Below are 13,791 nucleotides of genomic sequence, written 5' to 3'. Positions count from 1 at the left end.
CCCCGATTGGCCTACAGGCCGTCCAGCGGCCCTGCCCTCCGGCTCATCCGTACGTGTCGCGTGGACCGCGTCCCTTGACGGAACGGCCACCCTTGCGCCAACTCGGTGCGGCAGGTCCGACGACGGACAGCCGGGTCACCACGCCCGCCCCCAGCTCGGCCTCGAACCGCTGCAGCACCTGCGGAGTGATGAGGCGGAGCTGGGTGGCCCAGGCGGTCGAGTCGCACCTCACCAGGACCGTGTCGGCGTCGAAACTCTCCGGCACGCAGTGCGCCGCGATGTCCGCCCCGACGATCTCGTCCCAGCGGGACAGTACCGACCCGATCGCCACCGGCGACTTCCAGCCGCGTTCCGCGAGCATCCTCGAGAAGACGTTGCCGACACCCTCCGGGTCCCGCCCGCCGTAGGTGGGTTCGGGTGAGTACCGGCGGCGAGGCGCCTTCGCCGTCCGCTTCGATGCCGTCTCCCGGGGAGTTCCCCTGGCCTGGGAGGCGCTGCGCAATCTGTTGAGGAGGGCCTGCGGAGCGTCCTGCTCGGGGAAGTCCTCCATGCCGGGACGTTCCACCCCGCCTTCTCCGCCGCGGTTCCTGCCGGCGCGGTTCCGTCCGTCGTCCGGCCCGTCCGTCCCGGGTCCTGTGGCACCGGCGGTCGCTTCACCGGATGGTCCCCCGTCCTGCCCGTGCTCCTCCGGCGTCGGTGTCTCAGACATCCGCTTCTCCGGCATCGACGTCTCCGGCATCCAGGCGTTCCTCCGCCGCACCCGCGACATCGGCTGGGCGGACATCGGCTCCTCCAGCACCGTTGATCCCACCCGGGACGACACGGATCTGCCGGCCGAGGAGGGCCTCGGGGATGTCGTCCCCGACAGCGGCGGTGACCAGCACCTGCTCCGCGGGGGCGACGATCGCGGCGAGGCGCGTACGCCGTTGCGCGTCGAGTTCGGCGAAGACGTCATCGAGGATCAGCACGGGATTCCCGCCGGGGGTGGAGTCCTCCTCGAGCGACAGGTAGTAGGAAGCGAGCCGGAGCGCCAGGGCCATGGACCAGGTCTCCCCATGGGAGGCATACCCCTTCGCCGGGACTGCACCCAGCAGGAGGGCGAGGTCGTCACGGTGCGGTCCCACGAGGGAGATGCCGCGCTCGAGTTCCTTCTTCCGGTGGCGCAGGAGGCTCGCGATGAACAGTTCCGTCAACTCCGGAAGGGCGAGATCCTGCAGTCCCTCCCCGGAAGCACGGGGCATGGCCCCGCCGTCGTCGTCGGTTCGAAGGTCCGGGGACGACGAGACGCTGGAGACGTAGGCGATGTCCGCCGCCTTCGAGCCGTCCGTCAGTTCCTTGTACGCGCGCTGCACGTGGGGACGCAGCTGGTCGGTGAGGATGAGGCGGGCCGAGAGCAGCCGTGCGCCGGCCTCGGCCAGGTGCTGATCCCACACATCGAGGGTCGAATCGTGCGCCGTCGAGAACCTGCCGGCTGCCCGCGCGGACTTCAGCAGTGCGTTGCGTTGCTTGAGGACACGCTCGTAGTCGGCGCGCAACGCCGACTGGTGCGGCAGGAGCGACACCATCACCTCGTCCAGGTACCGACGCCGTCCCGAGGGGTCACCCTTGACCAGGGCAAGGTCCTCGGGCGCGAAGAGGACGGTCTTCAGGATGCCGGCAGCATCCCTCGCCCGTACGGGGTTCGACCTGTTGATCCGGGCACGGTTGGCTGCATCGGCATTGATCTCGACCTCGACGCTCGTGCGCTGCGCTCCCCGGACGAACCTGCCCCGGATGATCGCTCGCTCCTCGCCGAAGGAGATCAGGGGCTTGTCGGTGCTGACGCGGTGGGACGACAGGGTCGCGAGGTACCCGATCGCCTCGACGATGTTCGTCTTCCCCACCCCGTTCGGCCCGACGAAGACCGTGATACCGGGCTCGATCGCGGTATCGAGTTGCCCGTAGCTCCGGAACCCGGTGAGCGAGAGGTGCTCAACGTACACCGGTCACCACTTACTTCTCCCGGGCCGGTTTCACTGCATGGCCGCCGAACTGGTTGCGAAGTGCCGCCACCATCTTCATCGACGGAGAATCGTCCTGGCGCGAGGCGAAACGGGCGAACAGGGCCGCCGTGATCGCCGGGGCCGGCACCGAATTGGCGATCGCTTCCTCGACGGTCCACCGGCCCTCGCCGGAATCCTCGACGTAGCCCGCGATCTTCGACAGTCCGGGGTCCTCCTGCAGCGCCTTGACGACGAGGTCCAGCAGCCAGGAACGGACGACTGTTCCCTTCTGCCAGGCGGCGAAGGTTCCGTGGACGTCCTTGACGATGTCCTTGGCCTCGAGGAGTTCGTAGCCCTCGGCATAGGACTGCATGAGTCCGTACTCGATGCCGTTGTGCACCATCTTGGCGTAGTGGCCCGCCCCGACGTCACCCACGTGCACGAAGCTCTCGGCGCGCTCGCCCTCCGGGCGGAGTGCGTCGAAGACCGGCATCGCGAGGTCGACGTCCTCGGAACTGCCGCCGGCCATCAGGCCGTAGCCGTTCTCGAGTCCCCAGACTCCGCCGGAGACGCCGCAGTCGAGAAATCGGATGCCCTTCTGGGCCAGCAGGGTGGCGTGGATCTGGTCGTCGGTGAACTTGGAGTTGCCTCCGTCGATCACCAAATCGCCTTGGGCGAGGACTTCGGAGAGGTCCTTCACGACGGCGTCTGTGACCTGGCCCGCCGGCACCATCACCCAGACGATGCGCGGAGCCGGAAGCGCGGCGACCAGTTCGTCGAGACTCGACACATCGGTGCGCTCGGGGTTGCGGTCGAAACCGGTGACCTCGATGCCGTTCCGGCGGAGCCGCTCCCTCATGTTGAATCCCATTTTTCCGAGTCCAATGAGGCCGATGTGCATGCGCTTCTCTTTCTGACGATGGGTCCGGCGGCGGTCCGGCCGGCCGGGTGTACCTGCCGCGGGGGCTACTGGTTGGGAAGCCGCACGGGCATCAGCAGGTACTTGTAGTCTTCCCTGTCCTCGCCCGACGCGTCATCCTGCGCCGACATCACCGCGGGCTTGGGAGGTGAGGTGAAGGAGAACCGGACGTACGGGCTGCTGAAGGCTCCGAGCCCTTCGCTCAGGTAATGCGGGTTGAAGGCGACCGTGATGTCGTCGCCGTCCAGCGTCGCCTCGATGGCTTCGGAGGCCTGGGCGTCCTCACCCGTACCCGCATCGAGGGTCACCTGTCCCTCGGTGAAGGCCAGACGCACGGGAGTGTTCCGTTCGGCGACGAGCGACACACGGCGAACGGCCTCGACGAGCGTGCTCGTCTGGACGGTGGCATGGATCGGGGTGTTCTCGGGGAAGAGCGACCGGATCTTGGGGTAGTCACCGTCCACGAGCAGCGACGTGGTGCGGCGCCCACCCGATTCGAAACCGATCAGCTCGGAATCGTCCGAGAACGCGATGTTCAGGTCTCCTGCGCCGCCGAGCGTCTTCGCGACCTCGTTGAGCGTCTTGGCTTTGACCAGTGCGCTGGTCGAGATTCCCGGCGTCGACGGTTTCCATGAGACCTCGCGCAGGGCGAGCCGGTACCGGTCGGTGGCGAGCAGGGTGATCAGGTCATCCTCGATCTCCATGCGGACACCGGTCAGGATCGGCAGGGTGTCGTCACGGCTCGCGGCGATGATGACCTGCGAGACGGCCTGGGAGAAGGCCTCACCGTCGACGACGCCACTGACCGCGGGGAGTTTGGGCAGCTCCGGGTACTCGCCCTCGGGCATTGTCGCGAGGTTGAAGCGGCTGTTGCGGCACGTCAGGGTCACTTTCGATCCATCAGTGGCTACCTCGACCGGGGCGGAGGGAAGACTGCGGCAGATGTCGGCGAGCAGGCGGCCGGACACGAGGATGGTGCCTTCCTCCAGAACGTCCGCCGCGATCTCGAGGCGCGCGGAGATCTCGTAGTCGAAGCTTGCAAGGCTCAGTGAACCGCCCTCGGCCCGGATGAGCAGTCCGGCAAGGACCGGTACGGGCGGACGGGGTGACAGGGAACGGGCGGTCCAGGACACAGCCTCCGCAAGTACATCCCGCTCGACTCTGAATTTCACGGAGCAGTGCCGCCTTCCAAAAAAACAGCCACCGGCGAAGCCGGCGGATGGTGGGTCGCATGTCATGCACGGAGATGCCCGGGCACGGGGAACTACAACCCTACTGGGGAACAGCTTAGCCCGATAGCGGAGCTGCGAAGCAGGTCCGGGGAGGCGGGGGGACGGGTCGGACGGAACGTGGAATGTTATTTGACGAACTTTTGAAGTTTAAGGTTCGTAGTGTTAATAACTGCTGTGGATTCTGTGGATAAGTCCGCTGGTCGGCGCGCTTCCGCGGATCTGCCCTGTGGACAAGGTGTGCGTTCGGACGACGGCCGCCTGCAGGCGGTTGTGGGGAAAATCCTTGTCATTCCGCGGATCCACAGGCTGCAGGGGGTTTTTCCTCAGGTTGGGTGCCGATGTTCCCCCAGTTATCCACAGCTGTGTCCACACCTGTTAATTACACCGGTGAAACACAGGGGCTGTCAGGCTTCGCGCTGCTTGTGTTTGATGCGGTTGGTCAGTTCGGTGACCTGGTTGAAGATCGCGCGCCTCTCGGCCATGAGCTCGCGGATCTTCCGGTCCGCGTGGATGACGGTGGTGTGGTCGCGGCCGCCGAGTTCCTGCCCGATCTTCGGGAGGGACATGTCGGTGAGCTCCCGGCACAGGTACATGGCGATCTGCCGGGCGGTGACGAGCGTCCTCGTGCGCGACTTGCTGCACAGCTCTTCCATGCTGATCTGGAAGTAGTCCGCGGTCTGCGCCATGATCACGGTGGATGTGATCTCCTGCGCTCCGTCGTCGGAGATCAGGTCCTTCAGCACGATCTCCGCCAGGTTCACGTCGACCGTCTGGCGATTGAGGCTGGCGAAGGCGGTGACCCTGATCAGCGCCCCCTCCAGTTCCCGGATGTTGGTCGCGATCTTCGAGGCGATGTACTCGAGGACGTCGTCCGGTGCGCTCAGGCTGTCGCTGATCGCCTTCTTGCGGAGGATCGCGATGCGGGTCTCCAGTTCGGGCGGCTGGATGTCCGTCAGGAGGCCCCACTCGAACCGGGACCGCATGCGCTCCTCGAACCCGATCAGCTGCTTGGGCGGCATGTCGGAGGTGATGACCACCTGCTTGTTGTGGTTGTGCAGCGCATTGAAGGTGTGGAAGAACTCCTCCATGGTCCGGTCCTTGCCGGACAGGAACTGGATGTCGTCGATCAGCAGGATGTCGACGTTGCGGTAGGTCTGCTTGAAGCTCGAGCCCTCGTCGTCGCGGATCGAGTTGATGAAGTCGTTGGTGAACTCCTCGGAGTTCACGTACCGGACGCGGATCCCGGTGTAGAGATGCCGGGCGTAGTGACCGATGGCGTGCAGCAGGTGGGTCTTGCCGAGTCCCGAGTCACCGTAGATGAAAAGGGGGTTGTAGGCCTTCGCCGGTGCTTCGGCCACCGCGACCGCAGCTGCATGGGCGAAACGGTTCGAGGACCCGATGACGAAGGTGTCGAAGATGTACTTGGGATTGAGCCGGCCGAACTCGTGGGAGTTGCTGGGCGGGGTAGGGGAAGGCTTGGCCTCTCCCTTGGGCTCCGGCGAGACCTGCTCGGGTTCCTGCTCGGGGGCTTCCTCCGCCACAGGGGTCAGTTCGGGGTCGATCACGAAGGCGCACTGGATGTCCTCGCGGAACACGTCGCGCAGGGCCTCGTCCAGGGCGGACTTGAGCTGGGTCTGCAGGACTTCGCGCGTCAGTTCGTTCGGGACAGCGATGAGCATGGTCGTTCCGATGAGGCCCTGGGCCTGTGCCAGCACCATGAATCCGCGCTGGCGCGGAGTGACGCGATCGTCCTGCTCGAGGGTCCGGATGACTTTACGCCAGGAACTCCCGACGTCGTTTACCTCATCTGTTCCCACAAGAACCCCTCATTAGCTGTGCTGCCCACGCTCGAAAAGGTCCGTTCTCCACAGAGTTGTACACAAGCCGTGGATAAACGGACCAGAGCCAAGAGTAGAGGATGGGAACTACAGAAGATAGCGGGCTGGCGCGGCAGGACGGGGGCTGGGAGAGGTCCCACCCGGTCCCTCCGGCGATGCGTGTAGTGTGATTCGAGCGCCGGTTGTCCACAGGCCCGTGGAAAAGTAGCCCACAGGCCGGCGACGGCGAGTTTGACGCCCCTCCGCCGCGTCCCCTAACGTTATGTAGTCCAACATGTCTGCATTTCGCATGCCATCACAGATGTTTCCGGGTACTAAGAGGCCTCGGGATGTGACAGCTCCAACGCGAATGTCGGATGTACACCTTCATCGCGTCAGTCTGTTCTTCCCCCTTGTTGCAATGGGCCGGACGCATCTCAAGATCGTTCTGGAGTAACTACAGTGAGCAAGCGGACTTTTCAGCCGAATAACCGCCGTCGTGCCAAGAAGCACGGTTTCCGCCTTCGCATGCGCACCCGCGCTGGTCGTGCCATCCTGTCGGCGCGCCGCGGCAAGGGCCGTACCGAACTCTCGGCATAAGCGGTTCCTCCCACGCCATGCGTCCTTCGGGTGATCGCGCCGGCACGGGGTTCCTTCCCTCAGCAATGAACAGGAACCCGCAGTGCTTCCGATGATCCACAGGGTGCGAACGGCAGCGGATTTTGCACGTACCGTACGTTCCGGTGCCCGGTCAGGGCGCCGGAACGTCGTGCTATACGGGTCCAGGACATCGGACTCCGCGCCCTCCCGGGTCGGCTTCATCGTCGGCAAGAACGTAGGGAACGCTGTCACCCGCAACCTCGTTAAACGGAGGCTTCGCCATGCTTCGGCGGAGTGGGTCGCTGCGCACCCCTCCGGGTACGACGTCGTCGTCCGCGCGCTCCCACCGGCCGCGGACAGCGACTGGCCGGCCCTGCAGAAGGACTTCACGAGCTGCCTGGCCGCGGTTGCCCGCAGGTTGGAGCGCTCCGACGCACCGGAAAGGGAAGGCAGAGTATCGTGAGCAGCGTCGCTGTCCGTGTGCCGGCCTTCCTCATGGGGTTGCCCCGACTGGCCGTGATCGGGTTCCTGATCGCGTACCGCAAGGTCGTCTCCCCGCTGTACGGGCAGGTGTGCCGGTTCTACCCCAGCTGTTCGGCCTATGCGCTCGAGGCGGTGACGGTCCATGGGGTCGTTCGTGGTTCGTGGCTCGCGGCTCGGCGGCTGGTCCGGTGCCATCCCTGGAACGACGGCGGCGTGGACCACGTGCCGCCCGGATCCAGGGACTTCCCGGCAGGGAAAGTCCCCTCGATTGTTGTGTTGAACCATCCGGTGATCCCGGGCGATGACGAAAGCCGCTCCGCGGCTTGAGGAGCTAACTGATTATGGGTTTTTTTGATACGATCCTGGCGCCGTTCCGATGGCTCGTGTCGTGGATCATGTTCATGTTCCACGAGGGCTTCACGTTCCTCGGGATGGACCCCGCCTCCGGCTGGACCTGGGTCCTGTCGATCGTCGGCCTCGTCGTCGTCATCCGCGCCGCCCTGATTCCCGTCTTCGTCAAGCAGATCAAGGCTCAGCGTGGGATGCAGGCGCTGCAGCCGGACCTCCGGAAGCTGCAGCAGAAGTACAAGGGCAAGACGGACCAGCTCTCGCGCCAGGCCATGACGCAGGAACAGATGGCCCTGTACAAGAAGCACGGCACCAATCCCTTCGCGGCCTGCCTTCCGATCATCATCCAGATGCCCTTCTTCTTCGCACTGTTCACGGTGCTCAACGGCATCTCCCGGGCCAGCGAGGAAGGGGCGACGATCGGGGCGCTCTCCCCGGAATCGGTGCGCCAGTTCGACAACGCGACGATCCTCGGTGCTCCTCTCTCCTCGACCTTCCTCGGCAGCTTCGGCGCCGGCGGGAACATCAGCGTCATCATCCTCTCCCTGCTGATGATCATCGCGATGACGGCCTCGCAGTTCATCACGCAGAAGCAGATCATGGCGAAGAACATGTCCGAGGAGGCCATGCAGAGCCCCTTCATGCGTCAGCAGAAGATCATGCTCTACATCCTTCCCCTGGTGTTCGGCGTCGGTGGCATCAACTTCCCGATCGGCGTCCTCGTGTACTGGACCACCACCAACCTGTGGACCATGGTGCAGCAGTTCTACGTCATCCGCCGCATGCCCACGCCCGGGTCCCCGGCAGCGAAGGCACTGGCGGAAAGGCGCGCCAAGAAGGGCCTGCCCATGGTTCCGCTCCTCGGTGAGCGGAAGACCGAGCCGGCGATCGAAGCGGTTCCAGAGCCCCGGGGCCAGCGCGTCCAGCCCCAGCGCAAGAAGAGGAAGAAGCGATGACGGTAGACAACGAAGAGCAGACGCCCGAAATCAGCACCCCCGAGATCAGCACCCACGAGCCCGACACCTCCGAGCCCAGCATCTCCGAGCCCAGCGACGATGGTGAGGCGGGCACGGGGAGCAGCAAGGCGGCGAGGCTGGATGAAGAAGGCGACGTCGCCGCCGACTACCTCGAGGAACTCCTCGATATCGCGGACATCGATGGAGACATCGATATCGAGGTCCGCAGTGGGCGAACGTATATCTCGATCGTCTCCGAGGACGCATCCGACTCCGGGCTCAGCTCGCTCGTCGGACGTGACGGAGAGGTGCTCGAGGCACTGCAGGAGCTCACCCGCCTGAGCGTACTGACAGCGACGGACACACGATCGCGGCTGGTGCTCGACGTCGACGGCTATCGTGACCGTCGCGGGCGCGAGCTGGCAAAGATTGCCCAGGACGCCGTCGACACCGTCAAGGAATCGGGCGAGGACGTGGCATTGCCTCCGATGTCCGCCTACGAGCGGAAGATCGTCCACGACGTGGTCGCAGACCTGGGCTTCCTGAGTGAGTCCGAGGGCGAGGGTCCGTCGCGGCACATCGTTGTTTCCCCGAGTGATGACTGAAATTCCGTCCTCGACTGCCAGTGCTCCGCCGGAGCCGACGACTGAGGAACTGGCTGCCGCAACCACCGTGTTCGGTGACCGGATCGGCCTTGCCCGCGGGTTCGTCGGTCACCTGGCGACCAGCGGCATCGAGCGGGGCCTGCTCGGACCCCGGGAGGTCCCCCGACTGTGGGGACGGCATGTTCTGAACTGCGCCGTCGTCTCCGAACTCATGAGGCGGGACGCAACGGTCGTCGATGTGGGCAGCGGCGCCGGGCTCCCGGGACTGGCGGTCGCCATCGCCCGGCCCGACCTGCAGCTGCTTCTTGTCGAGCCCCTGGAGCGCAGGGTCATCTGGTTGAACGAAGTGGTCGACGACCTCGCATTGCCGAATGTATCGGTGCATCGGGCCCGCGCGGAACAGGTGGTGGGAGGGGTCCGAGGAGACTACGTGACGGCGCGCGCCGTCTCGGCTCTCACCACCCTTGCCGGCTGGACCATTCCCCTGGCGAAACCGGGAGGGGAAGTACTGGCCATCAAGGGTCGCAGCGCCGCCGAGGAGATCGAGAAGGCGCGCAAGCTCATCCGGAAGCTGGGCGGCGGGACGGCGGAGATCCTCACCGCCGGTGCTGGTGTCCTCGAAGAACCGACCACTGTGGTCCGTATTCCGGTCGGCGCTGCCTGAGCCGTCCGGCCAATGGACGCAGCTCCGTCGTCCCAATCCTCCCGCCACTTCCGGCTACCCTTGTAGATAACGACGTCTGGCATGTGAGAGTGAGTTACTGAGTGACCATCAAGGACGCCCCCGCGAAAAAGTCCGAGTCCCTTCTGGTGCCCCGACGGCCTATCGCAGACGGCCTAAGTGCAAGACAACCCACAGAGGTTGCGGATCCGACGGTCGGCGTTGTTTCACGTGAAACAACGGCAGCTGCTTCCGACGCAGTGGAAGCCCCCGCCGCGAAGAAGACGGGCAAGGGTAGGAGTGTCATCGATGCGATGGACGACTCGTCACCGCTCGGCCGTGAACTCGCGAGGGAAGCCAAACGCCGTGAGAAGTTGTCCGGCAAGGAGCTTCCGAAACCGAAGAACACCCGGATCATGACCATCAGCAACCAGAAGGGTGGCGTGGGGAAGACGACGACGACGGTCAACATCGCCGCTGCCCTCGCCACTGCCGGGCTGCAGGTGCTTGTCATCGACATCGACCCGCAGGGCAACGCCTCGACGGCGCTCAACATCGACCACCATGCCGACGTCGATTCGATCTACGACGTACTCATCGATGATGTCCCCCTCGCTGACGTCGTGGCGCCCTGTCCGGATGTTCCGAACCTGATCTGTGCGCCCGCGACGATCCACCTGGCCGGCGCCGAGATCGAACTCGTATCACTGGTCGCCCGCGAGCAGCGGCTCCGCCGGGCGATCGACGTGTATGCGAAGCAGCGCGAAGAGAAGGGAGAGCCGCGCCTGGACTTCGTGTTCATCGACTGCCCGCCGAGCCTCGGTCTCCTGACGGTCAACGCCTTCGTCGCTGCGAAGGAAGTTCTCATCCCGATCCAGTGCGAGTACTACGCGCTCGAGGGATTGAGCCAGCTGCTGAAGAACATCGAGATGATCCAGAAGCACCTGAATTCGGACCTCACCGTTTCCACCATTCTGCTGACGATGTATGACGGCAGGACGAACCTCGCTGCGCAGGTGGCCGCCGAGGTGCGCGAGCACTTCCCCCAGCAGGTGCTGAAAGCCGTCGTGCCCCGGTCCGTCCGCATCTCGGAAGCGCCCAGTTACCAGCAGACGGTCATGACGTACGATCCCTCCTCGAGCGGTGCCCTCTCCTACCAGGAAGCGGCAGCTGAAATAGCTTCCCGGCCATAGCGGCCGGGCGTATCGGTCCTGGCGGACCCGGAAGATGTAGCGGTGGAGCGTGCTCCACACTCTGGAAGGAAGAACATGGCGGAAAAGCGGCGCGGTCTCGGCCGAGGGCTGGGAGCGCTGATCCCCAGTGCTCCCGCTGAGGAGATCCCCGAGCAGACGCGGCCTGAAGCCGAGGTCGCCAAGCCGGACCGGTCGGGGAACAGTGCTTCCGAGGTGTCGCGAAAGGCAGGCGGAAGGCCCGTGGATCTCTTCTTCGAGCGGGTCACCGAGGAGGACGTGGCGGAGCAGCCGCGTTCCTACTCTTCCGCGCTGAGGAGCGGTATCAACAGGAACGTGCTCGAGGCTCAAACCAAACGCGTTGCCAAATCAGGATCCGGGCGCAAGAGTTCGCCTAATGACGGACCGAAGAGCGGCACAGCCAAGGAAGAGACTGCGCCACTCCCCGCAGAGGGCCTGACAGTCGATCATGCCACCGGTGTCACTGACGCGGTTTCTGTGAACAAGGAGACCGTCGAGCCACGGTCTGTCGAGGACGACGGGGCACGGGCCGACACGCCTGTAAGCGTCGCAACCGCGGGTGCTCCGGATGAGGATCGCTCTGTCCAGGGTGCATCCGTAGCGGATTCGGACCCTGGCGTTTCACGTCAAACGGCGGCCGCCCCCGCATCGTCGGGCAGCGCGCCAATCTCGGAGGGTCTCGTGGAGGTGCCGGGGGCCACCTTTGCAGACCTGCCCCTCGAGAGCATCCATCCGAACCGGAAGCAGCCCCGCGTCGAGTTCAACGAGGACGAGCTCGCCGAACTCGTCCACTCGATCCGCGAGATCGGCGTGCTCCAGCCGGTTGTCGTCCGACCCTCCCAGGAACATGGGGGCGCTCCCTACGAGCTCGTCATGGGCGAACGGAGGTGGCGGGCGTCCCGGGAAGCGGGGATGGAAACCATCCCCGCGATCATCCGCTCGACACTCGACGACGACCTGCTGCGGGACGCCCTGCTCGAGAACCTCCACCGGAGCGCCCTCAATCCTCTGGAGGAAGCTGCAGCGTACCAGCAGCTGCTGGACGACTTCGGATGCTCGCATGACGAGCTGGCAGGGCGTCTCGGGCGTTCCCGTCCTCAGATCTCCAATACTCTTCGCCTGATGAAGCTCCCGCCACTGGTTCAGCGCCGGGTGGCTGCCGGTGTCATCTCCGCCGGTCACGCACGGGCGCTCCTGGGCCTGAGTGACGCGGCCGACATGGAGAAGCTGGCGCAGAGGATCGTGGCCGAAGGTCTATCGGTTCGCTCGACGGAGGAGATCGTCGCCCTGAGCGGTGGTCTCCGGAGGGCGACGAAGTCCGCCGCCCCTCGCGACGGCGTGCGGCACGAGCGGCTCGACTACCTCGCTACGTCGCTGTCCGATCGTCTCGACACCAATGTCAAGATCACTCTCGGCGCCAAGAAGGGTCGTGTCAGCATCGAATTTGCGAGCGTGGACGATTTGAACCGGATCATCGGTGTCCTCTCGCCGAAGGCTGACTAGCCGCGAGTTTCGGTCATCCCGGCCAGGCCTGGTTTCACGTGAAACCAGGCCCGGCTTTTTATTGTGACCCCTGCAGGCCTGCGCCCTGTCGCTATCATGCACCCCGGCCCTGGGTGTCCGCTCCGACGCACTGCTGCGCCCGGTACGGGTCACAACAGCGAGTTGAGGGCTGCGCCGAGTACGGTGCGGGTATCAGGATTGGCAGCTGCGAGGCGCGATCGGCCCGTGAAAAGCCCTATCCGGAAAGTCGGGCGAGTCCAATGTTTCACGTGAAACTCGGTCAGAATCCCGTGGTCGGGTCAGGGGGGGCGGCGAGTATGACGCTCGTGTACTCTTGAGCCCGTTCCGGCTTTGACCGGTGACTGCACTACGCTTCAGCTCGTTCGATTGCGGCGATTGACGCGGATTGGCCGCCCGCGCGCTCTGTTGTGGCAGCATCCCTCCTCAAGGTTCGCAGACGCAGCAACACGTCTTACTGGGATGCGATGGTGGCTTTGGGTGGGCGCGTCCCTTCGTGCCGATGTTCGTGCCAGTGAGGCAATTCTCCGACCGACTGGTGATTGCGGGCCCATGGTTTCGACCGCAGATACTGGCGGAGGAACTAGACAAGTTTCGTCTGCCGTGGTCAACAGGACGCTGCGGGGCTTCATCCAGGTTTTCGGTGCGGGTTCCACGTGAAACATTGGCTGCAATCGGCCCGGTCCTACGCGACGGCCGCGTCGGCGCCTCTCGGTACACGGACTAGAAGACGCTATCAATGTTGCCGTTCTATCAGTGTGGATCAGTCGTAGCGCTACTGAGCCTCCTGTGTTTCATCGTCAAACCCGCTCCCCCCTTCCGGGCTGAGCGGCTTACTCTGGTGCTCCGACCGGCACAGCTATTGGGCAAGGGGCACCGCGAGCAATAGGGCGAAGAGCGGCTCCTCCCGCGATGTTCCGGACTCCCTGCGGTTCTGGTTCTCACCCTCGTGCCGCTATTCGACGGGGGATCCATCCCGTGCTGGGCGCCGTTATGTCCGGGGTCTCGAGACATTATCGAAGCTTGCGGAGCGTCAACATTTGATTTGAGCTCCTAGATGTGAGCGGGCGGTGAGGAGGAGTCTGGAGAGTGCGGGCCGCAGCTGCCGGGAACGTCACGAAGCGGACCGCGGTCTTGGAACGAGTAGTAGCCGGCAGGAGCCCCCGCGGAAGCGCCATGCTGAGCCAGGAACACGAGTGCCGTGGTGCCGCCCTGCCCTGGCGCACTCGTGCCATCGCGACGCGGGGATGCTTCGCCGCAGTAGCGCGAATCCCACCAGACCCTGGTGTCGCTGACGGGGACTGCCGAGCCTGCGGGGAAGAGAGAGGATGCAGCAGGTTCCGGACTTCCCGATCCGAGTGGTGCAGATGCGTTAGGCAGGAAGACGTTTCACGTGAAACAACGGTCGCCAAGACAGTGGGAGCGGGTCCGGATCGTCACTCCTCCGGATGGAACC

General features: G+C 64.9%; 12 protein-coding genes and 1 pseudogene. 8 read left to right on the top strand and 5 right to left on the bottom strand.

Features of this window, described 5'->3' with window-relative positions:
* Window positions 1-43: 43 nt before the first annotated feature.
* From ACX80J_RS06075 to dnaA, 5 genes and pseudogenes are all read right to left on the bottom strand, one after another.
* Complete coding sequence (locus ACX80J_RS06075; RefSeq protein ID WP_459344335.1) at window positions 44-550, bottom strand: DUF721 domain-containing protein; 507 nt, start codon at window positions 548-550, stop codon at window positions 44-46.
* Window positions 551-701: 151 nt separating this feature from the next.
* The gene (gene recF, locus ACX80J_RS06070; RefSeq protein ID WP_459347175.1) at window positions 702-1,982 is read right to left on the bottom strand and encodes a DNA replication/repair protein RecF; all 1,281 of its coding nucleotides are present in this window, start codon (window positions 1,980-1,982) and stop codon (window positions 702-704) included.
* A 10-nt stretch (window positions 1,983-1,992) separates the two neighbouring features.
* Window positions 1,993-2,901: pseudogene (gene gnd / locus ACX80J_RS06065) on the bottom strand (phosphogluconate dehydrogenase (NAD(+)-dependent, decarboxylating)); the annotation flags it as partial.
* A 47-nt stretch (window positions 2,902-2,948) separates the two neighbouring features.
* Complete coding sequence (gene dnaN, locus ACX80J_RS06060) at window positions 2,949-4,073, bottom strand: DNA polymerase III subunit beta (protein WP_459344157.1); 1,125 nt, start codon at window positions 4,071-4,073, stop codon at window positions 2,949-2,951.
* A 464-nt stretch (window positions 4,074-4,537) separates the two neighbouring features.
* Entirely contained in the window at window positions 4,538-5,950 is a 1,413-nt protein-coding gene (gene dnaA / locus ACX80J_RS06055; protein WP_301224491.1) for a chromosomal replication initiator protein DnaA, read from the bottom strand.
* A gap of 462 nt (window positions 5,951-6,412) precedes the next feature.
* Between dnaA and rpmH the strand changes: the two genes are divergently transcribed.
* The 8 genes from rpmH to ACX80J_RS06015 all read left to right on the top strand — a co-directional run bounded on the left by rpmH (window position 6,413) and on the right by ACX80J_RS06015 (window position 12,317).
* Entirely contained in the window at window positions 6,413-6,550 is a 138-nt protein-coding gene (gene rpmH, locus ACX80J_RS06050; RefSeq protein WP_022892375.1) for a 50S ribosomal protein L34, read from the top strand.
* A gap of 91 nt (window positions 6,551-6,641) precedes the next feature.
* Window positions 6,642-7,013, top strand: a complete 372-nt coding sequence (rnpA, locus tag ACX80J_RS06045; protein ID WP_459347446.1) for a ribonuclease P protein component — start codon at window positions 6,642-6,644, stop codon at window positions 7,011-7,013.
* A 32-nt stretch (window positions 7,014-7,045) separates the two neighbouring features.
* A complete protein-coding gene (gene yidD / locus ACX80J_RS06040; protein WP_459344333.1) occupies window positions 7,046-7,360 on the top strand; it encodes a membrane protein insertion efficiency factor YidD in 315 nt (104 codons plus the stop codon).
* A 14-nt stretch (window positions 7,361-7,374) separates the two neighbouring features.
* Window positions 7,375-8,337, top strand: coding sequence for a membrane protein insertase YidC (gene yidC, locus ACX80J_RS06035; protein ID WP_459344156.1), 963 nt, complete (start codon window positions 7,375-7,377; stop codon window positions 8,335-8,337).
* Complete coding sequence (locus tag ACX80J_RS06030) at window positions 8,334-8,942, top strand: Jag family protein (protein ID WP_459344155.1); 609 nt, start codon at window positions 8,334-8,336, stop codon at window positions 8,940-8,942. Before yidC ends, ACX80J_RS06030 begins: the two co-directional genes overlap by 4 nt.
* On the top strand, window positions 8,935-9,606 hold the full coding sequence (rsmG, locus tag ACX80J_RS06025; RefSeq protein ID WP_459347174.1) for a 16S rRNA (guanine(527)-N(7))-methyltransferase RsmG: 672 nt from the start codon (window positions 8,935-8,937) through the stop codon (window positions 9,604-9,606). Before ACX80J_RS06030 ends, rsmG begins: the two co-directional genes overlap by 8 nt.
* Before the next feature lie 257 nt (window positions 9,607-9,863).
* Window positions 9,864-10,796, top strand: coding sequence for a ParA family protein (locus tag ACX80J_RS06020; protein ID WP_459347173.1), 933 nt, complete (start codon window positions 9,864-9,866; stop codon window positions 10,794-10,796).
* Window positions 10,797-10,871: 75 nt separating this feature from the next.
* Window positions 10,872-12,317, top strand: coding sequence for a ParB/RepB/Spo0J family partition protein (locus ACX80J_RS06015; protein WP_459347172.1), 1,446 nt, complete (start codon window positions 10,872-10,874; stop codon window positions 12,315-12,317).
* Window positions 12,318-13,791 lie beyond the last annotated feature (1,474 nt).

The sequence above is a fragment of the Arthrobacter rhamnosi genome, assembly GCF_054510975.1.
The sequence above is the reverse complement of the archived record's forward strand: the minus strand, read 5'-3'. Positions and strand labels throughout refer to the sequence as shown.

Excerpts from the sequence above, each read along its gene's own strand:
- ACX80J_RS06075 (WP_459344335.1), bottom strand. The coding sequence starts at position 550 with ATGGAGGACTTCCCCGAGCAGGACGCTCCGCAGGCCCTCCTCAACAGA.
- rnpA (WP_459347446.1), top strand. The coding sequence starts at position 6,642 with ATGATCCACAGGGTGCGAACGGCAGCGGATTTTGCACGTACCGTACGT.
- yidD (WP_459344333.1), top strand. The coding sequence starts at position 7,046 with ATGGGGTTGCCCCGACTGGCCGTGATCGGGTTCCTGATCGCGTACCGC.
- yidC (WP_459344156.1), top strand. The coding sequence starts at position 7,375 with ATGGGTTTTTTTGATACGATCCTGGCGCCGTTCCGATGGCTCGTGTCG.
- ACX80J_RS06030 (WP_459344155.1), top strand. The coding sequence starts at position 8,334 with ATGACGGTAGACAACGAAGAGCAGACGCCCGAAATCAGCACCCCCGAG.
- rsmG (WP_459347174.1), top strand. The coding sequence starts at position 8,935 with ATGACTGAAATTCCGTCCTCGACTGCCAGTGCTCCGCCGGAGCCGACG.
- ACX80J_RS06015 (WP_459347172.1), top strand. The coding sequence starts at position 10,872 with ATGGCGGAAAAGCGGCGCGGTCTCGGCCGAGGGCTGGGAGCGCTGATC.